The 22600-nt window shown below is 61.5% G+C and carries 20 protein-coding genes; 5 read left to right on the top strand and 15 right to left on the bottom strand.

Going from position 1 to position 22600, the window contains the following annotated elements; translation table 11 throughout:
* Positions 1-58: 58 nt before the first annotated feature.
* The 8 genes from murB to JOE27_RS23700 form a co-directional block, all read right to left on the bottom strand.
* Positions 59-1078 carry a UDP-N-acetylmuramate dehydrogenase gene (gene murB, locus JOE27_RS23735; protein WP_115275615.1) on the bottom strand — a complete coding sequence of 340 codons (1020 nt, stop codon included), beginning with the start codon at positions 1076-1078 and terminating at the stop codon, positions 59-61.
* Complete coding sequence (locus JOE27_RS23730) at positions 1075-1539, bottom strand: low molecular weight protein-tyrosine-phosphatase (RefSeq protein ID WP_115275614.1); 465 nt, start codon at positions 1537-1539, stop codon at positions 1075-1077. The genes murB and JOE27_RS23730 overlap by 4 nt, the downstream gene beginning before the upstream one ends.
* Positions 1539-2303: a 3-deoxy-manno-octulosonate cytidylyltransferase gene (kdsB, locus tag JOE27_RS23725; protein WP_046786568.1), complete on the bottom strand. Its 765-nt coding sequence runs from the start codon at positions 2301-2303 to the stop codon at positions 1539-1541. Before kdsB ends, JOE27_RS23730 begins: the two co-directional genes overlap by 1 nt.
* A complete protein-coding gene (locus tag JOE27_RS23720) occupies positions 2300-2485 on the bottom strand; it encodes a Trm112 family protein (RefSeq protein ID WP_003247142.1) in 186 nt (61 codons plus the stop codon). Before JOE27_RS23720 ends, kdsB begins: the two co-directional genes overlap by 4 nt.
* 44 nt (positions 2486-2529) lie before the next feature.
* Positions 2530-3540 (bottom strand): tetraacyldisaccharide 4'-kinase, encoded by a 1011-nt coding sequence (lpxK, locus tag JOE27_RS23715; RefSeq protein WP_204920455.1) that lies wholly within the window; start codon positions 3538-3540, stop codon positions 2530-2532.
* Complete coding sequence (locus tag JOE27_RS23710) at positions 3540-3974, bottom strand: biopolymer transporter ExbD (RefSeq protein WP_012313421.1); 435 nt, start codon at positions 3972-3974, stop codon at positions 3540-3542. Before JOE27_RS23710 ends, lpxK begins: the two co-directional genes overlap by 1 nt.
* Positions 3971-4606: a MotA/TolQ/ExbB proton channel family protein gene (locus tag JOE27_RS23705; RefSeq protein WP_039601022.1), complete on the bottom strand. Its 636-nt coding sequence runs from the start codon at positions 4604-4606 to the stop codon at positions 3971-3973. The genes JOE27_RS23710 and JOE27_RS23705 overlap by 4 nt, the downstream gene beginning before the upstream one ends.
* A gap of 111 nt (positions 4607-4717) precedes the next feature.
* Positions 4718-6931, bottom strand: a complete 2214-nt coding sequence (locus JOE27_RS23700; protein WP_204920451.1) for a DNA internalization-related competence protein ComEC/Rec2 — start codon at positions 6929-6931, stop codon at positions 4718-4720.
* 141 nt (positions 6932-7072) lie between these two features.
* On the opposite strand from JOE27_RS23700, the gene JOE27_RS23695 reads away from it, so the two are divergent.
* The gene (locus JOE27_RS23695; protein WP_119688512.1) at positions 7073-7699 is read left to right on the top strand and encodes a DUF2062 domain-containing protein; all 627 of its coding nucleotides are present in this window, start codon (positions 7073-7075) and stop codon (positions 7697-7699) included.
* Here the strand turns inward: JOE27_RS23695 and JOE27_RS23690 are convergent.
* The 3 genes from JOE27_RS23690 to JOE27_RS23680 all read right to left on the bottom strand — a co-directional run bounded on the left by JOE27_RS23690 (position 7583) and on the right by JOE27_RS23680 (position 10047).
* Positions 7583-8362: an ABC transporter permease gene (locus JOE27_RS23690; RefSeq protein ID WP_012313417.1), complete on the bottom strand. Its 780-nt coding sequence runs from the start codon at positions 8360-8362 to the stop codon at positions 7583-7585. The two genes, JOE27_RS23695 and JOE27_RS23690, sit on opposite strands and share 117 nt — an antisense overlap.
* The gene (locus JOE27_RS23685; protein WP_039601023.1) at positions 8359-9291 is read right to left on the bottom strand and encodes an ABC transporter ATP-binding protein; all 933 of its coding nucleotides are present in this window, start codon (positions 9289-9291) and stop codon (positions 8359-8361) included. Before JOE27_RS23685 ends, JOE27_RS23690 begins: the two co-directional genes overlap by 4 nt.
* 132 nt (positions 9292-9423) lie before the next feature.
* The gene (locus JOE27_RS23680) at positions 9424-10047 is read right to left on the bottom strand and encodes a glutathione S-transferase (protein WP_046786572.1); all 624 of its coding nucleotides are present in this window, start codon (positions 10045-10047) and stop codon (positions 9424-9426) included.
* 199 nt (positions 10048-10246) lie between these two features.
* On the opposite strand from JOE27_RS23680, the gene JOE27_RS23675 reads away from it, so the two are divergent.
* Entirely contained in the window at positions 10247-12694 is a 2448-nt protein-coding gene (locus tag JOE27_RS23675; protein ID WP_174141827.1) for an acyl-CoA dehydrogenase, read from the top strand.
* A 60-nt stretch (positions 12695-12754) separates the two neighbouring features.
* Here the strand turns inward: JOE27_RS23675 and JOE27_RS23670 are convergent, their stop codons facing one another.
* The gene (locus JOE27_RS23670; protein ID WP_119688511.1) at positions 12755-14284 is read right to left on the bottom strand and encodes a hypothetical protein; all 1530 of its coding nucleotides are present in this window, start codon (positions 14282-14284) and stop codon (positions 12755-12757) included.
* Positions 14285-14495: 211 nt separating this feature from the next.
* Here JOE27_RS23670 and JOE27_RS23665 point away from each other — a divergent pair, with 211 nt between their 5' ends.
* The 3 genes from JOE27_RS23665 (at position 14496) to JOE27_RS23655 (ending at position 16459) form a co-directional block, all read left to right on the top strand.
* Entirely contained in the window at positions 14496-14906 is a 411-nt protein-coding gene (locus tag JOE27_RS23665) for a PA2817 family protein (protein ID WP_204920423.1), read from the top strand.
* Positions 14907-15124: 218 nt separating this feature from the next.
* Complete coding sequence (locus JOE27_RS23660) at positions 15125-15664, top strand: fimbrial protein (protein ID WP_115275608.1); 540 nt, start codon at positions 15125-15127, stop codon at positions 15662-15664.
* Positions 15665-15676: 12 nt separating this feature from the next.
* The gene (locus JOE27_RS23655; RefSeq protein ID WP_256658452.1) at positions 15677-16459 is read left to right on the top strand and encodes a molecular chaperone; all 783 of its coding nucleotides are present in this window, start codon (positions 15677-15679) and stop codon (positions 16457-16459) included.
* A 14-nt stretch (positions 16460-16473) separates the two neighbouring features.
* On the opposite strand, the gene JOE27_RS23650 is transcribed toward JOE27_RS23655, so the two are convergent.
* From JOE27_RS23650 to JOE27_RS23640, 3 genes are all read right to left on the bottom strand, one after another.
* On the bottom strand, positions 16474-17937 hold the full coding sequence (locus tag JOE27_RS23650; protein WP_196997696.1) for a hypothetical protein: 1464 nt from the start codon (positions 17935-17937) through the stop codon (positions 16474-16476).
* A 66-nt stretch (positions 17938-18003) separates the two neighbouring features.
* Positions 18004-20196 (bottom strand): autotransporter outer membrane beta-barrel domain-containing protein, encoded by a 2193-nt coding sequence (locus tag JOE27_RS23645; protein WP_204920417.1) that lies wholly within the window; start codon positions 20194-20196, stop codon positions 18004-18006.
* A 170-nt stretch (positions 20197-20366) separates the two neighbouring features.
* Positions 20367-22367 (bottom strand): hypothetical protein, encoded by a 2001-nt coding sequence (locus tag JOE27_RS23640; RefSeq protein WP_115275604.1) that lies wholly within the window; start codon positions 22365-22367, stop codon positions 20367-20369.
* Between the last annotated feature and the right edge of the window lie 233 nt (positions 22368-22600).

The following is a 22600-nucleotide window of genomic DNA, read 5'->3' as shown; positions in this document are numbered from 1 at the left end:
CCCGCCAGTGTGAACTGGCGGGGCTTTTTCTTGGCCGTTTGTCGTGCCTGCACCGGCCTCAGTACAGGTTGGGCTCCATCTCCAGCTCAACCCCGAACCGCGCCAGGATATCCGCCTGGATGCGCTGCGCCAGGCCATGCAACTGCGCCCCGCTCGCCTGGCCATAATTGACCAGCACCAGCGACTGCAAGCGGTGTACGCCGGCATCGCCATCCCGATAACCCTTCCAGCCGGCCTGCTCGATCAACCAGCCTGCGGCCAGCTTCACCTGCCCGTCAGCCTGGGGATAAGCCACCACACCTGGAAACTCAGCGCGGATGCGCGCCACCTGTTCGACGGCAACGACCGGGTTCTTGAAAAAGCTGCCGGCATTGCCCAACTCTGCCGGGTCGGGCAGCTTCTCGCGGCGAATGCTGCAAATAGCGTCGCTGATCGCCTGCGCCGTCGGCTCCTGCACGCCCTGCTCGGCCAGACGCTGACGCACCGGGCCGTAATCCAGATGGGCCTGCAGCCGGTGGCTCAGGGCAAAACGCACCCGCAGGATCAACCAACGCCCAGGGTTACGCTTGAACAGGCTGTCGCGGTAACCGAAGGCGCATTCCTCAAGCCCGAAGTCACGCAGCTCGCCCGTCTGCCGGTCCAGTGCCGTCAAACCGGCGAACACATCCTTGATCTCTACCCCATAGGCACCCACATTCTGCATTGGCGCCGCGCCCACCGTGCCCGGGATAAGGCTGAGGTTTTCAAGGCCACAAAGGCCTTGCTGCAACGACCATTGCACGAAGGGATGCCAGGGCTCACCCGCCTCGGCCTCCACCAGCACACACCCCGCGTCATCGCCAAGGACGTGGCGGCCACGGCTGGCCATGTGCAGCACCAGCGCGTCGACATCACGGGTCAGCAGCACGTTGCTGCCGCCGCCGATCACCATCACCGCAAGCCCTCGCTGGCGCGCTTGCGCCAGGGCCTCGCGCACCTCATCGTCGGTATGTACCTGGGCGAAGTAGCGGGCTTTAACATCGATGCCGAAGGTGTTGTAAGGCTTGAGCGAAACCTGCTCCTGCCAGTGCGCCGTCATAACCGCCCCTTGATTTCGACAACCAGCTCACGGCAGGCCGCCTCGATCAGGTCCAGCACCTGCTCGAAGCCCTCTGCACCGCCGTAGTAAGGGTCCGGCACTTCATCCACAGCCGCCTCATAGCGGCGCAGGAACAGGTCCAGCTCGCCAGTCGCATTGTACGGACGCATGGCGCGCAGGTGGCCCAGGTTGCTTTCATCCATGGCCAGAATCAGGTCGTACTCGGCAAAGTGCTCAGCCTTGACTTGCTGGGCACGCTGTCGCGACAGGTCATAGCCCCGCGCCAGGGCGGCCTTGCAGGTGCGGCTGTCAGGCCCCTTGCCCACGTGCCAGTCACCGGTACCGGCAGAGGCCACGTGAACCTGCCCAGCCAGGCCTGCGGCCTGCAACTGATGACGCAGCACACCTTCGGCGGTGGGCGACCGGCAGATATTGCCCAGGCAAACGAACAGGACGCGCATCAGGCCTCCAGCAAGCGCCGAACGCGCTCGAGGTCTTGTGCAGTATCGACACCCACTGCTGGCGCCTCGATGGCGTCCGCCACGTGAATACGCACGCCATGCCACAGCGCACGCAGCTGCTCAAGCGCCTCGGTCTGCTCGAGCCAGCACGGGCCCCAGCTGACGAAGTCCTGAAGGAAACCGACGCGGTAGGCGTACATGCCGATATGGCGACGGTAGGGCACGCCCTGCGGCAGTTGATCGCGGTCCTTGGCGAAAGCGTCACGCGCCCACGGCAGCGGCGCACGGCTGAAGCTCAAGGCCAGGCCGTTCTTGTCGCTGACCACCTTGACCGCATTGGGGTTGAACACGGTTTCAGGGTCATGGATCGGCTCGGCCAGGGTCGCAATACCTGCCTCCGGATGCGCCGCCAGGTTGGCAGCGACCTGATCGATGATCACCGGCGGAATAAGCGGCTCGTCACCCTGGACGTTGACCACGATGGCGTCGGCAGGCAGGCCAAGCTGCGCGGCCACTTCAGCCAGGCGGTCGGTACCCGACTCATGGTCGGCGCGGGTCATCAGCACTTCAGCGCCAAAGGCCTGACAAGCCTCGACGATACCGGCGTCGTCGGTGGCGATGACCACACGGCCGGCACCGCTCTTGCGCGCCTGCTCCCAGACATGCTGAACCATCGGCTTGCCGGCGATCAGCAGCAACGGCTTGCCCGGCAGGCGCGTCGAGCGCAGACGGGCGGGAATGACCACGGTGAAGTTCAAGCTCATTTGTCCAGACGCTCGTCGTCGGTCAGGGTACGCGCCTCGCTTTCCAGCATCACCGGGATGCCATCGCGAATCGGATAGGCCAGGCCTGCGCCCTTGCTGATCAGCTCGGTCTTGTCAGCGCTGAGCTTGAGCGGGCCCTTGGTGATCGGGCAGGCCAGGATGTCGAGCAGTTTGGTGTCCATGGAAGCGTCCTTGAGGCCAGATGGCCGGAAATTGAAAAACGGGCTCAGGGCGTTCGATGCCCAGGCAGCAAGCGTTGCAGCTGGCTGTCGAACCAGTCGCAGAAGGCCGGCGTAGGCAGGGCCTCCACGGCCAGGTACCACCAGTCATCGGCAGCGAAGGCGCGGCACTTCACCGCATCCTTCTCGGTCATCACCAACGGCAGCTGCGGGCTGAAAGCCAGGCTCTGAGCGCTGAACTGGGCGTGGTCGGCGAACGGATGCGGCACCGGCTGCCAGTTTAGCCCCAGCAGGGTATTGAAGAAACGTTGCGGGTTGCCGATACCGGCTACCGCATGCAGGCGCTGGCCCGCCGGGAAGAAGTCGAGCGCGCGGCGCTCGCCACTGCGCAGGTTGACCAGCGCACTGGGTTGCAGACGAAAGGCGAAGCCCTCTGGGCGGTCGGCGCTGGCGCCGTTGAACAGCACCGCATCAGCCTCTTGCAGGCGCTCGGCAGGCTCGCGCAGGGGCCCGGCCGGTAAGCAGCGGCCATTGCCCAGGCCACGCGCAGCGTCGATGAGCACCAGTTCCAGGTCGCGTGCCAGGCGGTAGTGCTGCATACCGTCGTCACACAGGATCAGGTCCAACGGCTCGCTGGCCAGCAATGCCTGCACGGCGCGGGAGCGGTCGGGGTCGATCATCAGCGGCACACCCGTGCGCTGAACGATCAGCAACGGTTCATCGCCGGCCTGCTCGGCACTCTGCGAGGCTTCGACACGCCAGGGCAGGCGAGGCGGTTCTGCACCGTAGCCGCGGCTGACCACCCCCACCTTCAGCCCCTGGCGCCGGCAATGCTCGATCAACCAGAGGATCATCGGCGTCTTGCCGGTGCCACCAATGGTGATGTTGCCCACCACGATGACCGGTACCGGGGCGCGGTAGCTGGCGCTTTCGCCACTGAGAAACCGTGCGCGCTTGCGCGTCACTACCCGCCGGTAAAGCGCCTCGAGCGGGCGCAGCAGGGCAAGGGCCGGGTGCCCGGCGTACCAGGCGGCTAGCAGACGGTCAGCGAGCGCCATCAAGGTGTCCCCTGGGCGGCCTCGACGGTGGTCATGCGCAGCTGGCTGAAACCGAGCTTGCCGGCGGCATCCATCGCAGTGATCACGGCCTGGTGCGGGGTCTTGCCGTCGGCACTGATGGCCAGCGGCAGCGTGTTGTCACCGCCCGATTCGCGCTGGATCGCCTCGGTCAGGGTCGCCAGGTCGCTCTTGGGCAACAGGTGATTGTTCACCGAATACACGCCGTCTGCACTGATGGTGACCTCCACCAGCTTTTCCGGGTCTGCGACGGGCTGTTCGGCGCTGACGGCCTCGGGCAGCTCCACACGCAGCTGGGTCTCACGGGTAAAGGTGGTGGTGACCACGAAGAACAGCAGCAGGACAAACACCACGTCGATCAACGACGCCAGGTTGATGTCGACGTTCTCCCGCTGGCGATTGCGCCGGAACTTCACGCCTTGCCTCCGGCCACTTCGACTTCGCGGTCGCCCTGGATGACCTCCACCAGCTTGATCGCCTCCTGCTCCATGCCCACCACCAGTTCGTCGATGCGGCGCAACAGGAAGCGGTGGAAGAACACTGCCGGGATGCCGACCATCAGGCCGGCTGCCGTAGTGACAAGGGCCTTGGAGATACCACTGGCCAGCACCGCCGCATTGGCGGTCATCTGCGACCCCATGAAGGCGCTGAAGATATCGATCATGCCCAGCACGGTACCCAGCAGGCCGAGCAGCGGGGCCATCGCGGCGATGGTACCGAGGGTGCTGATGTAGCGCTCCAGTTCATGAATGACCCGCGAGGCAGACTCCTCGATGCACTCTTTCATGATTTCACGGCCATGGCGCGAGTTGGCCAGGCCCGCAGCGAGGATTTCACCCAGCGGCGAATCGGCGCGCAGGGCCTTGAGCTTGTCACTGGTGAGCTGCTTGTCCTTGATCCACATCCACACCTGGCCCAGCAGGTGCGGCGGGGTAACGCGGCTGGCGCGCAGGGTCCACAGGCGCTCGACGACGATAGCCATGGCAGCGATGGAGCTCAGAATGATCGGCAGCATCATCCAACCACCGGACTTGACCAATTCCCACACAGTAAACGCCCCCTCGGAAAAAGGCCGCCACTCTAACATAGGCGCGCGGGGGGCTCATCTGCCGAAGGTAAGGGAATTGTGTGGCTATACCCAGGGCAGGCTCATCAACCATCACGGCGCGCTGCCCCGCCAAAAGCGCTTTTGCGCCCGCACCCCTTCCACTTCGCCATGGTTGCCCAGCAGCAACCGCAACGCCCCCTCCACCGCCGTATCGTGAATGGCCATCCCATGCCGCCGATAGCGCTCGACCACCTGCACATGCGGATGCCCAAAACCGTTGTTGCGCCCCCGTGAAATCAGCACGCCGCGCGGCGCCGTAGCGCGGATGAATGCCTCTGTCGAGGAACTGCGGCTGCCATGGTGCGGTGATTGCAACCAATCGATACGTGGCGTCGCGTGGGCCGCCAACCACGCGCGCTCGGCGCCCGCCTCCATATCGCCTGCCAACAGCAGCCGCTCCCCCTGCGCCTCGACCAGCAACACGCAAGAGCGGTCGTTGCTGCTCTGCCCTTGGGCCCAATGCCACAGCGAAAAGCGCACGCCATCCCATTCCCACTGCTCATCACTGGCACAAGGCTGCAGTGCAAGGTCCTCCAACACTTCGCCGCCCAGCACACGCAACACCGGCAACCCACGGTAGACAGCCGGCGCGCCACCTGCATGGTCGGCATGGGCATGGCTGATCAGCATGATGTCCAGGCGCTTTACGCCCAACTTGTGCAGGGTCGGCAACACCACCCGCTCACCCAGATCGCTCTCGCCCCGCGCCGGGCCGGCGTCGTAAAGCAGGCTATGGTTTTGCGTGCGCAGCAGTACCGCCAAGCCCTGCCCGACATCCAGCTGCCAGACCTCCACCTGCCCCTGCGGCACAGCCTCCCTGGGCACCCACAACGCCAGCAGCATCGCCCCGCCCAGGCTGCGCAGGGGCACACCGGACGGCAGCAGCACCAGCAACGCCCCCAAACAGACCATCAGCCAGGCCCAGACCGGCAAAGCAGGCGGTATCCACGCCGGGCGCCAGTCCGCCACCCAAGCCAGCAACCGGAACAAGACATCCAGCAGCCCACCCGCCAACCACAACAGGCCTTCACCAACCCCTGCCAAGGGCAGCAGCAACGTTCCAAGCAGCGCCAAGGGCAATACCGCAAGGCTGACCCAGGGCACTGCCAGCAAGTTGGCCAGTGGCGCACTCAGGCTGACTGGCAAACCGGTGGCGATCAGTACCGGCAGCAAGCCGATGGCGATCACCCACTGGGCGCGGGTCCATCCTTGCCAGGGCCGCCAGCGGCCCAGACGTGAGCTGAAGCAGTAGACCAGGGTCGCCACCGCCGCAAACGACAGCCAGAACCCTGGCAGCAGCGGCGCCAGCGGCTCGGCGACCAGCACCCCGATGAGGGCCAGCAGCAAAGGGAACAGCGCCCCAAGATGGCGAAAGCGCAGGCGCCAGAGCAGAACCACCGCCAGCATCAGGCAGGCGCGCTGCACCGGCACCCCCGCACCGGCCAGCCAGCCATAGGCCAGCGCCGCGCCCAGTGCCAGGCCGCACGCACACGGCAACCAGGGTAGCGCCCGTGGCCACAGGCCCCAGCGCGCCAGGCCGGCGACCAAGGCGTAAAGCAGGCCGGCGACCAGGCCGATGTGCTGCCCCGAGATCACCAACAGGTGTACCGTGCCCGTGGCCTGCAGCGCTTGCCAGTCCTCACGGGCCAGGCCGGCGCCATCGCCGAGCACCAATGCGACAAGGGCCGCTTCCCGGCCATGCGCGGCGACGCTCAACAAGCGCTGGCGCAGTGCGTCACGCCAACCCGGCTGCGCGGCGTCCAGCACATGGCCCGCCTTGACCGTACCAGTGGCGCCGATACGCCTGGCCAACAACTGCGCCTCCCGGTCCGGACCATGCGGGTTGAGCAGCCCGGCCGGGCGCTGCAAGGTAGCGGCCAGGCGCCAGCGCTCGCCAGCCCGCACCGGCGGGCCATCGAACCAGTGCAATTGCAGGCGCTGGGGCAACGCAGCGCGGCGCGAGCGAGGTTGCTCCAACTCAAAGCGCACACCACTCAGCGTATGGGCCGGCAAGCCGACCACCCTGCCCTCCAGCCACAGCGTTCGGCCATCCAGGCCTGGGGCCAGGCGATCATCCAGTGCCTGCTGCGCCGACCAGCAAGCCCAGCACATACCCAGCACGCAGCAGCCCAGCGGCCACAGCCGTGTGCCCAGGCAAACCAGGCCGCCGCCGAACAGCAGCCACAGCCACCCGACCGATGGCAACTCGGGGAGAACGCCCAGGCACAACAGCCCGAGCGCCAGCGCAAACATCCCTGTGCGCATGAGTTAGAGCTCCAGAAACGCAGTTACCCCTCAGGCATAGACGAAATGACGCCAAGGCTCGCTCAACAATTGTCACAAACTCTGAACGAGGCTGAGATGGAATCAAGGCATACTTCCCCGATGACCGCTCGGGGAGCCTACATGCCGCGCCGCCTTTTCAAACGCTACATGCCGGACCCGACCAGCATTCGGGAACACAAGTCCTTACGCTTTTTCGGCAAGTTGCTGCACGACCCGAATCTCTGGCACCTGAACCGCCACTCGGTGGCCCGGGCCATGGGTGTGGGCCTGTTCGCGGCGTTGATTCCCGTCCCCATGCAGATGCTGCTGGCGGCAGCGCTGGCGATACCGGTGCGTGGCAACCTGCCGATCGCCGTCAGCCTGGTGTGGCTGACCAACCCGCTGACCATGCCGCCCGTGTTCTTCGTCACCTACATGACCGGCGCCTGGTTGCTGGGCACGCCGCCGCGCAGCCTGCCCGAAGACCTTACCTTCGAATGGATCACCGGCCAGCTGGCAACGCTCTGGCAGCCGTTCCTGCTGGGCTCGGTAGTGTGTGGTGTGGTGCTGGGCATCATCGCCTGGTTCACCACCCTTCTGTACTGGCGCTGGTGGATTGGCCGGCAATGGCGCCGGCGCAAGCACAGGGTCTCAGGCGCGCATGCCGCGGCCACTGACCAGCAGGCGGACGCACAGCGCGTAGAGCACTGCGGTGGCGACCAGCATGAAGGTGATCGCCGTACCAATGCTGATATCCGACACCCCTAGGATGCCGTAGCGGAACGAGTTGACCATGTGCAGCACCGGGTTGGCCAGCGACACGGTCTGCCAGAACGGCGGCAGCAGGTTGATCGAATAGAACACCCCACCCAGGTAGGTCAGCGGCGTCAGCACGAACGTCGGGATGATCGAGATATCGTCAAAGTTGCGTGCAAACACGGCGTTGACGAAGCCAAGCAGCGAAAAAATGGTCGCCGTCAGCAACACCACGACCACCGTCACGCCCAGGTGATGGACCTGCAGGTGGGTGAAGAACAGCGACAGGATGGTCACGATCACCCCCACCGCCAGGCCTCGCAGCACCCCGCCCAGCACGTAGCCGACCAGAATGATGTGCGGCGATACCGGCGACACCATCAACTCTTCGATCGAGCGCTGGAACTTGCTGCCGAAAAAGCTCGACACCACGTTGCCGTAGGAGTTGGTGATCACCGACATCATGATCAGCCCGGGAACGATGTACTCCATGTAGGTGAAGCCGCCCATGTCGCCGATCTGCCGGCCGATCAGGTTACCGAAGATGACGAAGTACAAGACCATGGTGATGGCCGGCGGCAGCAAGGTCTGCGGCCAGATACGCAGGAAGCGCCGCACTTCGCGGTAAACGATGGTGTTCAGGGCGACCCAGTTGGTGCGCAGTTCCACACTCATACGGCCACCTTCGACAGGTTCTTTTCAACCAGGGACACGAACAGCTCCTCGAGACGGTTGGTCTTGTTGCGCAGGCTCTGCACTTCGATGTTCTGCAGGGCCAACTGGCCGAACAGCGCGGTAATGCCGATGTCCTTGTCCACTTGCACCTCAAGGGTGTGGGGTGTCAGCAGGCGGCATGGGTAGCCCTGCAGCGTGGGCGCCTGGGCCAGGTCCTGCCTGAGGTCGAGGACGAAGGTCTCGACATGCAGCTTGCCCAGCAGCTTGCGCATGCTGGTGTTCTCGACAATCGTGCCGTGGTCGATGATGCCGATGTTGCGGCACAACTGCTCGGCCTCCTCCAGGTAATGCGTGGTCAGGATGATGGTGATGCCCTTCTGGTTGAGCTCGGTGAGAAAGCTCCACATCGAACGGCGCAGCTCGATGTCCACCCCCGCTGTCGGCTCATCGAGGATCAGCAGGCGCGGTTCGTGGATCAACGCCCGGGCGATCATCAAGCGGCGCTTCATGCCACCGGACAACGAACGCGACTGCACGTCACGCTTGTCCCACAGCCCCAGCTGGGTCAGGTATTGCTCGGCGCGCTCCTTGGCCAGTTTCGGCGGGATGCCGTAATAGCCGGCCTGGGTCACGACGATGTCGAAGGTTTTCTCGAACTGGTTGAAGTTGAACTCCTGGGGCACCACGCCCAGGCAGCGCTTGAGCGCCGAGGGTTCGCGATCCAGGTCATGGCCAAACACGTTCACCGTGCCGCTGGTCTTGTTGACCAGGGTCGAGAGGATGCCGATGGTGGTGGATTTGCCGGCGCCATTGGGGCCCAGCAGGGCGAAGAAGTCACCTTCGGCGACGTCCAGATCGATGCCTTTGAGGGCCTGGAAGCCGTTGCCGTAGGTTTTGGTCAGCTGTCGGATGGACAGGGCAGAACTCATAGCGGGTCACGTACCGAGTGAAAAGGTCAGGACACGCCAGGGCAAGTCACTGGCGCAGTGAGTGCGGCCATGGTGCAAGGCCTGGCCGCACAAGTACAGTCATGTGTATTGATAGTGACTATCGAAGCAGGTTCAGGTCAGTGCCGTCATCACCGCCGCCTGGTAGGCCGGGCGTTGCTTCAGCCGCTCGTACCAGGCTTGCAGGTGGGGCATGGCCGGGCGCTCGATGGGCATTTCGAACCAGGCGTACACGAAGCTCCCCAGTGGGATGTCGCCCATGCCGATCTGGTCACCGGAAAGGTACGGTTGGTGCGCCAGGGTTTCATCGGCGATCGACAGCAACTGCGCGCACTGTTTGTGCGCGGCATTGATCGCGACCCAGTCGCGCTGGTCTTCGGGGGTGCGCAGCAGGCCCCAGAACAACGGGCGGAACGCCCCTGCAAAGGACGAGGTGGTCCAGTCCATCCACTTGTCCGCCAAGGCGCGCTGGCGCGGGTCTTTCAGGTACCAGCCCTGCTCTGCGCCGTACTCGGCGCACAGGTAGCGCACGATGGTGTTGGACTCCCACAGGGTAAGGTCGCCGTCTTCGAGCATGGGCACCAGGCCATTGGGGTTGCGGGTGCGGTAGTGCGGCTCGTTGACGACACCGAAGGCGCCGCCGGCGTCGATGGATTCGAAATCCAGGCCCAGCTCGTGGGCGATCCACAGCGCCTTGCGCACATTGCTCGAATTCTTGCGACCCCAGATCTTCAGCATGACGACGTCCTTATGAATGCGAAGGGGTGAGTCTACTCCAGGCCTCTGTCGCCTGCATCGGCGAGTGGGTCGATATAGACGAACAATGAGCTGAAACTCCCACAGCCACACCCTGTCACTGTTCTGATACTGCCGTTCACTGTGTTGCGTCTAAGCTCTGTGAGACGGCCCAAGCCCCTGGTTCCAAGGAGGAAGGATTATGTTGCTGTTGTGGTTGCTGGTCCTGGTGATCGGCACGGCGTACCTCACCCACCGGCGTCTGCCACCGCTGCAGATACTCGCCATCGTTGCCGGCTATACCTTGCTGATGGGCATCTTCAGCTCGGCGCCCGGCTGGCTGCTGGCGTTGATCTGGCTGGTTCTGGCCGCCAAGGCTGCCCTGCTGTTACTACCCGAGTGGAGGCGCAAGGTATTCACCGGCCCTGTGTTCAAGTGGTTCCAGCGCACCCTGCCGCCCATGTCGCAGACCGAACGCGAAGCCATCGACGCCGGCACCGTATGGTGGGACGGCGAGTTGTTCAGCGGCCGCCCCGACTGGCGCACGCTGCTCGACTACCCTGCGCCAACACTTACCGAAGAAGAACAGGCCTTCATCGATGGCCCGACCGAGGCGCTGTGCGCGATGGTCAGCGACTGGCAAATCGGTCAGGATCTCGACCTGCCGCCCGAGGCTTGGGCCCATATCAAATCGCAGGGTTTCTTTGCCCTGATCATTCCCAAGGAATACGGCGGCAAAGGTTTCTCCGCTTACGCTCATTCTCAGGTCGCCATGAAGCTCGCCACGCGCAGTGGTGACCTAGCCTCCACGGTGATGGTACCCAATTCCCTCGGCCCGGCTGAGCTGTTGCTGCACTACGGCACCGACGAGCAACGCAACCACTATCTGCCACGCCTGGCCCGGGGCGACGACATTCCGTGCTTCGCGCTCACTGGCCCCCTGGCCGGCTCCGATGCAGGCGCAATGCCGGATACCGGTGTCATCTGCAAAGGCCAATGGCAAGGTGAGGAGGTCATCGGCCTGCGCCTGAACTGGGAAAAGCGCTACATCACCCTCGGCCCGGTCGCCACCCTGCTCGGCCTGGCCTTCAAGGCCTACGACCCGGATCACCTGCTGGGCGAAGAAGAAGAGCTGGGCATCAGCCTGGCGCTGATACCCACCGACACCCCCGGTGTGGAAATCGGCAAACGCCACCTGCCACTGGGCGCGGCCTTCATGAACGGCCCCAACAGCGGCAAGGACGTGTTCATCCCGCTTGAATTTCTCATCGGCGGCCAGGCCATGCTTGGCAAGGGCTGGATGATGCTGATGAACTGCCTGTCGGTGGGCCGCTCCATCTCCCTCCCTGCTGTGGGCACAGGTGCTGCCAAATACACCAGCCTGGTCACCGGCCAGTACGCCAACATCCGCGAGCAGTTCAACGTGCCACTGGCGGCTTTCGAAGGCATCCAGGAATCATTGGCGCGCATCGGCGGCAACGCCTGGCTGATGGACAGCGCCCGCCTGCTGACCGCCAAGGCCGTGGACCTGGGCGAAAAGCCTTCGGTGCTGTCGGCGATCCTCAAGTACCACCTGACCGAACGGGGCCGCGAATGCATTCAGCACGCCATGGACGTGCATGGCGGCAAGGGCATCATCATGGGCCCGAACAACTACCTGGGGCGCAACTGGCAAGGGGCGCCGATTTTCATCACGGTCGAAGGCGCGAACATTCTCTCGCGCAACCTGATGATCTTTGGGCAGGGTGCCATCCGCTGTCACCCGTTCGTGCTCGAGGAAATGGCCCTGGCAGGCCGCGAGGACCACGGCCAGGCCCTGAAGGAGTTCGACGAACTGCTGATGAAGCACATCATGTTCGCCGCAGGTAACGCGGCGAGCACACTGGTGCACGGGTTGGGGCTGGGTCATCTGGAGAAGGTGCCAGGCGACGCCCTGAGCCAGGGATATTTTCGCAGCCTGAACCGCCAGGCTGCGGCCTTTGCCTTGCTGGCTGACCTGTCGATGATGCTGCTCGGTGGCGCACTCAAGCGCCGCGAACGCCTCAGTGCAAGGCTCGGCGATGTGCTCAGCTACCTGTACCTGTCTTCGGCTGCACTCAAGCGCTACCATGACCTTGGCTCGCCCGAGCACATGCGCCCCCTGCTGCGCTGGGCCATGGAAGAAAGCCTTGGCCAGGCTGAAAACGCCCTGGATCGGCTGTTGGACAACTTCCCCAACCGCTTCGTCGGCTGCGCCCTACGGGTGCTGGTATTCCCGTTCGGTCGCAGGCATACCGGGCCGAGTGACGAACTGGATGCGCAGGTGGCCGAACTGATTGGCAGAAGCAAAGGCGACCCAGCGCTGGAAGAATTGCTGGCGGGGTGCTTCCGGCCCCAGGCCGAAGGCGACCCTGTGGCTGCGTTGCAACGCGCCAGCGACCTGCTCGATGAGGTCGCGCCACTGCAACGAACGCTGCACCAGTCAGTGAAGGACGGTACCGTACGACCAGCACCCGGGGAGTCGCCCATCGATGCGGCTGTGGATGCTGGCGTACTGCAGCCGCATGAAGGCCAGCGTTTGCTCGATGCGCAGCACGCTCGCCGCCAGGTCATCGATGTGGATGCCTTTGAAAAAGCGCAGCTTGCGCGCGCTGAAGGGCATATTCGCTAACGTCAATGTCAGCGCCCGGGGCCTGCCGCCGGCCTCGGGTTGCTCTTCGATACTCCACATTCAACCGTTGGTCAGCTCAACGAAGCGGGCGGCAGTCAGTGTTGGCACGGGTATTACAATCGAGGCCCAATAATGAAACCGGGCTTGGTCTTGAGTATCTTCAGCCAATAGCACCGTGAACGGTGAAGGCGCCGTCGGATGTGGCGTAAAAACACCCGTTGCGGACACTGTGCCGTTGCCACTAATGACAGTCCATCGAGTGTCAGCGGCTCGCACCTCCACCTCACCTTCCCAACTGTCATAAAAAAGCAGCAGCCTGACTTTGTTGTTTACCAGTTCTGCTTTCAGGTAGTGGGATTCTATGGTGTGCAACGTAACGAAGGTGGATATGGCTGTTTCACTACCTGCCGTGGCCTTGATCACATCTGCACTGATAAGCGTACGCGGGCCAGATTGTAGTGCCACCTCACGTTTGGTCTTGTTGTTGGAGTCAAGCGCGAATGCTGGCGTAGGTGCACTGGCTGGATAATAAAACATCTCATCCCTCTCGCTCATCAGGCGCCCTGATGCTGCACCCTCGAACGCCCATTGCACATTTGCCGCGGCTGGCGCCAACGTCAATGCCTGTTTCTCATCACTGACTCCAACCAATCGAAGCCGTGGGGTAATGGCGAGCGGTTGTTCGACGTGTGCCTGATGGCGGTATTGGTCAGCCACGCTGTTAGCGTCGTACATTGCCCAATACAGTAGCAACTCCGGAATCAATTGCCCGGCGGTAAAACGCAGCGATCCTGGCGGTGTGCAAAAACCGGCGAGCCAAGCGTTGTCAACCGGAGGCAACCCCAGTAAAACCTCGGGAAAGAGAACGCTCAAAAAAGACAATACGCCCGCATCCCCCGCCGTTTCCGGGGCACTCAGCGAGTTGGTCCCCCCCAGCGCAAGTTCACTCGACCCACTGGACAACGTCAGGTCCAATGACGCTTCTCGAAGCTTGAAAGAGCCTTTCACATCGTGCAGTAACGGGCTGATAGGCGGCAACACTCCATACAGGTTGACACGCGCCGTTTCTTTATAGTGCTCGGTAAGCGCTGCCCAACTAAAGTCACCGTCCGTATGTTCGAACAGTGCCTCACCGGACCACTGCAGCCGAAGGAACGACCCCTCTAGCAACTTGTAACGCAGGTAGCCGTTGGCAAGTGGCACCTTGACTGTGAATGCCGTTCTCGAAGCCGGTAATGTTTCCAGCATTTCATGAACTCGTCGCCCAACACGCCCCAACACCGCGCGCAAAGCAAACTGTGAATCTTTTACGATGGTGTTCGTTATCGTGATGTGCTGTTCGTTGTAGGTAACGCATGGTGCACCCAAGCTCAGGGTGCCCACGCGCCATATAGCGCCCTCGACCATCCGGTCGTACTGCACCTGCTCACTCACGCGGCGCGAATTACGCCGGGCGTAGTCAACCCATGACGCATTGACGATCTGGCGACTCAAGACACCGACCACCAGTGTGAGCGGGTCGACCAAAACAGTATTCAGCGTATCGCCGCGGGTCGGGGGTTGCGCGCTGTCGGGTATACCATCAGCCATTGCAATATCTCCTGTTTCAATGGGTTCATGTGAACATCCCGAACGTACAGCGGCAACTGGCAGTAATTGCAGTTGACAGTGCACTCGCTTGCAGAAGCTGGTTTGAGCCGAACCAGCCTCCAGCCAGGAGATAGCCTGTGTGCGCTCGGTCGCGACACGAAGTGGCCGGGAGCGTATGATTCAGCACTGTCTATGCAATCGAGTTACGTTCATGGCCCAATCCTACCTGGCACACCACCTGCAATTGCTGCACCACCTGCGTACCATTCTGGTGGCGCTCGGAGAAAGCGAGCAGGTTCCCGAAGAAAGCCACGTGCTGTTCCTGGAACGCTTCGACGAGCTGCTTACCCATCTGCCAACCGATCCGCTGCAAAGCCAGTACCTGGGCCAGGATCTGATCTGCCAGGTCATCCAGCGCTATCCGCAGATTGCCCACCTGGTACCCCGTGACCTGCTCTGGTTCTTTGGCGGCGATTGCCTGCACTTCATGCCGGATGAAGAACTCGAGTTGTATCAACAGCTGGAAGAAATGCGCTACGAAGCCGAACAAAAGGGCGAAACATTCGATTGGCATCAACACAAAGAAATGCTCAGCCTGTCGAATCGACGATCAGCGCACTAAGCGATACGCCCTGCCGCATCAGGGGGGGGCGCGACAGGCCGACGCGCCGCGCCTTGCGGCGGCTGCCATCCCGCAATCCATGCAGGCTTGCTAATTATTCCTACATCCCGCTTATCCCCCCCCCTTTAACCTGTTCGCCGCTCCCCCCAACAGGCGCTTAGCCGTCTGGGAGCATTCCGGGACTGCCCCACATACGAACAGGATTCAAGGAACTGCCAATGAAAAAGACTTTACTCATGCTTGCCTTGGGAATGGCCAGCAGCAACGTATTCGCAGCCCCCGAAACCGGCCAGATCAACTTCTACGGTACGGTCTATGGCGGCGGCACCTGCCCGATCGAAGTGGTCAACCCCGGCGGAAGCGTTATCCCTCGTGTATCGCTCGGCAACTTCACCACCAAGTACTTCAGCGCCAGCGGCACCGTTACCCCAGACGTGGCATTTGCGTTGCGCGTAACGCCTAGCGCTACTTGCACCATCGCACCCGGCGCAAAAACCAAGATCACCTTTACTCCATTGCACGGTGTAGTGGGCACAAACCTCTACGGTATTCGCGGCGGCGGCGCCACGGGCCTGGGTCTTGTGATCAAGGACCAGGCTCGCACCAAGATCAACCCCAATGCCGAATCCAAAGAATACGACCTGTATGAAACCCGCCCGACAGACTTGATGTTCTACGCGGCGTATGAATCCTTTGCCGCCACCGTTAGCGAAGGCTTGGCCGAGGCGGAAGTTTCTTTCGTGGTGAACCTGCCTTGACACGCACTCCAGGTGCCTGCACCTGGAGTCGATTCCAACTACACCCGGTCCAACGCCATGCTGTTTTTCCGTCACCCCCTGGCTGTTGTGTGCAGTTGCCTGCTGCTGCTCGGCGTCAACACGCCAATTGCCTATGCGGCACTTACCATCAGCCATACCCGTATCGTCCATGAGAGCGCCAAACGCAGCGCCTCAGTGATTGTCGCAAACCCTTCGAAAACGTCGTTCGCCGCTCAGGCTTGGGTCAATACCGAAGCCGACGATGCAACCACTGCTGTCCCCCTCATAACCTCGCCTGGGCTGTTCCGTCTGGACCCCGGCAATGAGCAGACAGTGCAGATCAACGCACTACCCAATGACCTGCCGCAAGACCGTGAGTCGCTGTTCTATTTCAACTTGCAGGAAATTCCGCAGGCGACGGCCGATACCCGGCAAAATATTCTGAACATTGCCCTGCGTACGCGCATCAAGCTGTTCTATCGCCCCAGCCATCTGAAAGACCGCCCGCAAGACCGGCTCAAGGACCTGGCATGGTCGGTACAACTGATAGACGGCAAACCGCACCTGGTTGTCGACAACCCTTCGCCCTACCACTTCACTTTCAACCGACTGGTCATCAGCGGCGCTGGGTTTAGTGAAACCATTACGGCCCACGACATGGCCCTGCCATTGAGCCGTCAGACGTATGCGCTGAAGCGGTTACCGACAACCCAGGGCCTTCAGGTCAACTTCACCACGATCAATGACTACAGCGGCATTACAGCCGAACGCTCCAGCCCGGTGAAACCAGAGTGAGCCAACCTATACCCTCAGGCGCGCAACGTAAGGTTGATGGAGGGGAAACGGACCCAGTTGCCGCCCTCATCGAAACTCACCTGAACGCTGACAGTAAACCGTTCATTGAGCCTGAGGCTTGCCAGATAGGTTTTTGGCACCGTCACAGCGTTATCCATGCCAATCCCCTGCCTGGCTTGCGTAGCCGATACCGGATGTGCGACAAGTGCATCATGGGCGGGCGCCTCATTGCCACTTTGCAATACGCCCGTCACCTGGATGCTGACCCGCTGCCCTTCGGCGATCATCCGCCACGTGTCCAGCTTGATCGGTACATGGGCAGGCGCAGAAGCCAAGTGAAAGCCTGTACTGTCGGCACCCACCAGGTTTACCTGAGGCAGCCTTTGCGTCATCGCCCTCACCTCCAACCTGACCGGATCAGAGTCCAGAGCACTGTCACCACCATCGACTTGGTAGATGACCGGCAGGGTCCGCTTGCTTTGCGCCAAAACCTTCTGCACCGGAATTTCAAAGTGCCGGTCGCGCCCCTCGTACGGGGTCCGGGTTGAATAGTGCCCCACGCTTCCCGGCTCCCCCCACACGACAGTGATCGTTTCACCGGGATACACCATCACCTCGGCCGGAACCTCGATCAACAAGGGAGCGTCAAAGTCGTCAAGCGCAAGCGTCAGTTGTGGCCCTGAACCCTCAGCCTGGGCGATCAGCACCGGGCTCAAGCTCCTGGGCACCGGCGTGGCCGTTACCGCCAGTGTGACGGGCTGCGATCGTGCACTGACATTACCCGCGCGATCACGTACCCGATAATGGATATAACGCGCACCATCCTCACGCTCGCGAATCATGTCTCCGGGAAATTCGAGTACCAACGGCTGCCCGACGTTCTGATCTGTCACCTCAAGCTCGGCAACCTGCTCGTTGGCAAAGGGCGCTCGGTCCCAGTAATACGTCAGCATATCGCCCACTGCCGGGCTGTCGTACCCCGGCACAGTGGCCAACAAACGATCACCATGAGACTCCAGGTAGCTCACCGTAACGCCCTCGTCCAGGACCTGCTCCTCAACAATCAAGGCACCGTCCTCGCCCCCCAGCAACGGCGCGATCTTGTCGATCGTCAGTGTCAGCGGCTCAGACACCACCTGACTTCCGTTGTAACCATGGACGCGGTAGGTCACAAGCACCTGGCCGTGAGCCAATAGCGCTACCGGGACATCGGCGTACAGGTCTTGCGGCGGTATGGTGTCGAACCAGGTTTTCTCCTCGACCAACTGCGCGCCCCAATACAGGAAAAGCTTTTCCGGGTAGTCGGGTGAAGGGTTCGAGTAGTCCCACATAGGCACTTCAATCCGCAATGGACGTGCAAGCGCCGATACGGGCAGCAAGTTGTCCTGCCCTCCTGGGATATTGGGCAGAACATCTGGCGAAACAGGCGGTTCGAGGAGCGTATCGGTGGGCAGGCCTCTCGCTGATCGTTGCATCATGCTTCCCCTTACGTTTGTTACCGTGCACAAAAACGGGAAGGCTGAACCTTCCCTGTTGCGACCGACCTACCAGCTGTAACGCAGCCCGACGTTAGCCCCCCAAGGCTGCTCAATCTTTTCACCATTGGCATAATCAAAGTCTGCATGCAGCTGCAAGCGATCATTAAGGGTCGCGGCAACCCCTAGCCCAAGCTCGCCTCGCGAACCCGACAGATCGTTGTCGAATCGATTATTGTTGACCTTCACCTGATTGTTCTGAACGAACTCATGCGCATAGGCTGCGCGCAGATACGGCTGCAGCAATCGCCCCTCGCCCAGTTCGAAGGTCCGCCCAACGGTGGCACCGGCCTTGCCGAGCAGCGAACGGGTATCATCACCTTGGGCTTGCAAGCCATTGTCCAGCTGGTAGTCCTTGCCCTGGATATTGACCACCGACCATTGCGTGTAGGGCTCGATGAAGTAACCAGCCCCCAGGTCCAGGTGCCGACCAAACTCCACGGATGCCCCCACGCCAAGGTTGTCGTAGTCGCCCTTGGTCCGCGTGCCATCGCTCAAGGCGATTTTTGATGAGTTGTCAAAACGGTTGAGCTTCACCACACCGTCCAGGTAGTACCCACTCTGGGCATCGAGCCAGGTTGCATAAAGCCCCAGGTAGTAGCTCTTGACCTCTGCCGAGGCGCCCCGGACCAAGTCCAGATCAGAACCGCTGTGGCCCGCCATCACCCCGATCAACCATTGGCCATCGCCTACCGGAAGCGGCGCATCGGCACCCAACGAGAAACCCTGCTGAACTTGCCGGTAAGGGCTACCCGATGCATCGGACACGTTGAATTTGTTGCCATAGGCTCTAACCCAGCCACCGGCACTTGCCTCATCCAGGCGTAACTCGCCCATGCGGCTACGCAACGTCGTCAGCTCGCCGTACCACACAGTCGGCGCCGTGTTGAACAGAGCCAGCACAGAAGCAGTGCCAGGGCTGATGACCTTGCGCGAGCCATCGAGGAACCAGTCGTTGCCTCGCTGCACCAGGTCATAGGAAAAAGCCCCCAGGTCGACTGGCCCGTTGAGTAATGAAAACTGCGCATCACCCGCCGCGGCGTGCACCAGATGCAGCTGGTTTTCAACCGAGGGATCAGCGCCGCTGCTGCCCACCAGCAAGCTATGGCTACCGGTGGCAGTTCCGGTGATATCAAGGAAGTCGGTCTGGCCAGTACTGAAGTCACTGTCCATGATGAACGTTCCGCTGCCTGCCAGAGTCCCCAAGGCCAAACGTTGATACTGGTCGGGTTCACCGAACCTGATACTGCCGCCATTGAGAGCCAGGCTGCCGACCTGGCTATCTTCGACCATGTTCCAACGCGCTTGGTCGTTAATGGACAGGCCGGACACATTCTCCAGGCGGCCTGTCAGGCTGGCCTGGTTGTCCAGCGTCAACGAGGCACTGGAGCCGGCTTCGACGCGTACATCTCCCACAAGTTGGCTGTTGTCGACAGTCATGCTCGCCGTCGACCGGCCCACCACTTCCAGCAGGGTACCGTTGCTACCGCGCAACGTGGAGCCGCCTGCCACGTTTATTACCCCATTGGCAGGGCCGAGCAACGGATTGCCGACAATGATGGCCGAGCCGTCCAGCCCTTGCACATCAGAGCCCACCAGGTTCAGCGTGGCTGTACCCGGCAAAGCAGCATCGGAGAAGATACGCACCCCAGCTTGCGCACCTACCAAGCGGCTGTCTTGAGCCGTCAGTGTCGCACCGCCAAACATGTTCGCTGCCGCAGCGGTCCCGGTACCGATCAACTCGCTGCGTTGCAGGCTCAAGGTGGCAGCTGATGACACCAATGCGCCGCCGCGGGCACCTTCAACATGACTGTCGCTGATCGTGGCCGAAGCCCCCGCAGTGCCGTCAGACTCCAAACGCAGGCCATAGCGGTCACTGACCACACGCGAGTTGTCCGCTATGGTCACCCTCGCCCCACCACGCAGGGCGATGCCATCAGCGCCTTGCGCATCCACGTTACTGCGTTGCATCTGCAACTGCGCACCGCTACCGATATCCAACTGCAGGGTCGATGCATCGACCGCCTCAAGCCAGGCGCCAGGGTTGAGCTGATAGCTGTCGACCGGCGTGGTGGCGTCGATCGCTCGCTTGCCCTCCACGACGGTCAACGCCTCGGTAACCGGGCTAGCCAGCAAGAGTACAGGTAACATGAGCACCGCCTGCATTGAAGGGTACGAGCGTTCTTTAAGCACAGTCGCCATTGAATCAAAGGTCTCCGTCGTATTAACTGAAATCACCCACGGATTAGGGGGTAAATTTCGTACAAGTTACGTGGCACTACCCGAAACCTCTGTAGGAATATTCGTCAATTGAGCAAAAGACATCTGACGGGAGATGAAGATGGCTGACGCCATCTTCATGCGTTGCCTGCTTACGGTTTGAGTGGGCAAGCTGCTCCCAGTTGATGCATTGAAATGATGCGTTCCTCAGTACCGGACGTGTACGTCGTACCGTCCAGTTCGAAGGTGTACCAAACACGGGCGCGCCCGTCTTTAAGGGCAGCATTGAAGTTAGGTATGGGCAGTATGTGTGTGTCATAGGGCTCCACACGCCATACAAACCCATTCAAACTTTCCGCTGTCAGGGTAATTTCCTCGACCTTGTCAATGTCCGGTATTGGCGTTTCACCGGTAAAGCCATGCACTGCCGTCCAATGCATCGTAACTTTGGCACCCGTCACTAAACCGTATGCCGCCAGGTCCGGCACCTGAACACGAATGGCCGCTGCGGCACCGCTATCGTCATCCGGGTCATACAATGATCGGCAGGTCAGCCAGCCCACGGGAGCCTCGGTATTGCCACCAAGAAACTCAGGGGCGTCCGGGACCAAGACAATGGCCGTTACGGTTACATCGGTCGATGGCGACACTGAGGCATTGGGAACACCGTCCCGAGTGATCCTGTAATGCACCGGCACTACGCCGTTTTTGTGGGCTTCGATGTAAGCCCAAGGGATCGTTGCCGTGACTTGCTCACCGGGATCGGTGTCCAGCACCTCATGATCCGCTTCAGTGATATGGGTTCCACCCCAATGGAAGGTAATTTTATCGCCCTCGATAAAGGTGCTATCGAGCACGAACGTCAGGGTCGCAGGCTTGAACTGATCGTCGGGCGTCAGTTCATTGTTTTTGCCCGAAACCTCACCTTTGACCGTGACGTTGTCCAACTTCGGGTTGACCGGGTCTGGCCAGGTTGGGTCTGGGCCTGGATCGACCGGCCCGATACGTTCAAGGTTAACGTCCACAGCCGTCCGCTCGGTGCCCGCTGGCACCGCCCCCCGTCGCAGTGCATAGCTGACAGGTGTCGACATCGCCCCGCTGCCTGCGGCCGCATACTCGCCCCACACTTGCAGCGGCAACAGGTTGATTGCCAGTGGGAAAGATGGCGCGTTGCCAATCGGCTGCCAACCCAGTTCGAGGGAGCCCCAGGTCACCTGTAACTCATCTGTGGGCTTGAAGTGCTCGAATGCCGGGATATGCACCGACACACCCGTGAACACATCCTCCTGGTCGATCACTCCATCGCCAGCCAGCGGCACTTCAGGAGCCTTCAAACCCGAAGGCAATGGCCCAAGCGCAACACCCACCGCGGTAGGAGGGGCGATTCGGCTGATGTTGCCGGCCTTGTCAACCAGCAGATAGAGGGCGTAAAGGCCACCATCGCCTGCGGCTTCGATGGCAGTTCGGGGCACCTTCAATTGCTGTGGTAACGTTCCGACATCTACAGTCACGGCAGGTAATACCGCGGTGAGGTCCTCGGGTACATCCTTCAACCAGTAGACGGCAACCTTGTCGCCGGCGGCATGATCAGGGTACGAACCCAACGTCAGCTCAACATCTGCCACGTTGGCGTCGGTGACATCTGCAATCGGCGCAAAAGCGGGCGGGACGTTACCTCGGTTGGGCGCAATGCGGTCAAAGATCAGCGCGAGCCTTCCGCCCTGAAGCCTCGTGCCCCCACTGTAAGGTAAAACCTCATAAGTGAATGTCTGTGTACCTTCACCCCACGCCTCAACTCTTTCCCTGGGCACGGTATACGGCAGGGGGAACTCGTCTCTATTACTTTCGTCAAGTTCCCTATTGATTAGTTCTTCCCGCCCCCCGTTCTCACTTAAATGATAAATATATAAAGTGTCGTAAACGCCGAAGCCGGGCGGCGCAAACGTGTCCCATGCCGGGATGCTGACTGTCAGTTCCCCATCAGCGCTGAGCAACACTTGGCTTTTCAGCGTGTTATCAGCGGGATCGGCCAATAGGCTCGGGTCGATCAACGGGGCTTCCAATGCAGTGGACACAGAAGCCTGCGCCCGCTGCTGACGCACGGCCTGGCGGGTTTGCTCGGCCGTCATGGTCCTTTTTTCATACGTGCTCATTACGTTTATCCTGTCGCGCTGGAGGGTTAAGGACGCCGAAACTAAGCGAGTTGCATACCGTTATTTAAAGGCCCCTGTTCAACACGAACAACTGGCAGAACTGACAGTTGACTTCTTGCATCAGCCTTTTAAACCGCCGAGTAATTATCGAGTTATCAACAAGATCGAGCGCCGCGCGGGCGGCGCTCGATCTCAAGGGCACCAGATCACTCCGGATATGCGCCTAACCGCAT

Source organism: Pseudomonas sp. M5, from assembly GCF_016907075.1.
GTDB classification, from domain to species: domain Bacteria; phylum Pseudomonadota; class Gammaproteobacteria; order Pseudomonadales; family Pseudomonadaceae; genus Aquipseudomonas; species Aquipseudomonas putida_E.
The sequence above is the reverse complement of the archived record's forward strand: the minus strand, read 5'-3'. Positions and strand labels throughout refer to the sequence as shown.

Coding starts and splice junctions, on each gene's coding strand:
- lpxK (WP_204920455.1), bottom strand. CDS start 3,540: ATGGCGCTCGCTGACCGTCTGCTAGCCGCCTGGTACGCCGGGCACCCG.
- JOE27_RS23640 (WP_115275604.1), bottom strand. CDS start 22,367: ATGAGCACGTATGAAAAAAGGACCATGACGGCCGAGCAAACCCGCCAG.
- JOE27_RS23645 (WP_204920417.1), bottom strand. CDS start 20,196: ATGGCGACTGTGCTTAAAGAACGCTCGTACCCTTCAATGCAGGCGGTG.
- JOE27_RS23695 (WP_119688512.1), top strand. CDS start 7,073: ATGCCGCGCCGCCTTTTCAAACGCTACATGCCGGACCCGACCAGCATT.
- JOE27_RS23680 (WP_046786572.1), bottom strand. CDS start 10,047: ATGCTGAAGATCTGGGGTCGCAAGAATTCGAGCAATGTGCGCAAGGCG.
- JOE27_RS23670 (WP_119688511.1), bottom strand. CDS start 14,284: ATGGCTGATGGTATACCCGACAGCGCGCAACCCCCGACCCGCGGCGAT.
- JOE27_RS23675 (WP_174141827.1), top strand. CDS start 10,247: ATGTTGCTGTTGTGGTTGCTGGTCCTGGTGATCGGCACGGCGTACCTC.
- murB (WP_115275615.1), bottom strand. CDS start 1,078: ATGACGGCGCACTGGCAGGAGCAGGTTTCGCTCAAGCCTTACAACACC.
- JOE27_RS23720 (WP_003247142.1), bottom strand. CDS start 2,485: ATGGACACCAAACTGCTCGACATCCTGGCCTGCCCGATCACCAAGGGC.
- JOE27_RS23650 (WP_196997696.1), bottom strand. CDS start 17,937: ATGATGCAACGATCAGCGAGAGGCCTGCCCACCGATACGCTCCTCGAA.
- kdsB (WP_046786568.1), bottom strand. CDS start 2,303: ATGAGCTTGAACTTCACCGTGGTCATTCCCGCCCGTCTGCGCTCGACG.
- JOE27_RS23690 (WP_012313417.1), bottom strand. CDS start 8,362: ATGAGTGTGGAACTGCGCACCAACTGGGTCGCCCTGAACACCATCGTT.
- JOE27_RS23730 (WP_115275614.1), bottom strand. CDS start 1,539: ATGCGCGTCCTGTTCGTTTGCCTGGGCAATATCTGCCGGTCGCCCACC.
- JOE27_RS23665 (WP_204920423.1), top strand. CDS start 14,496: ATGGCCCAATCCTACCTGGCACACCACCTGCAATTGCTGCACCACCTG.
- JOE27_RS23700 (WP_204920451.1), bottom strand. CDS start 6,931: ATGCGCACAGGGATGTTTGCGCTGGCGCTCGGGCTGTTGTGCCTGGGC.
- JOE27_RS23685 (WP_039601023.1), bottom strand. CDS start 9,291: ATGAGTTCTGCCCTGTCCATCCGACAGCTGACCAAAACCTACGGCAAC.
- JOE27_RS23660 (WP_115275608.1), top strand. CDS start 15,125: ATGAAAAAGACTTTACTCATGCTTGCCTTGGGAATGGCCAGCAGCAAC.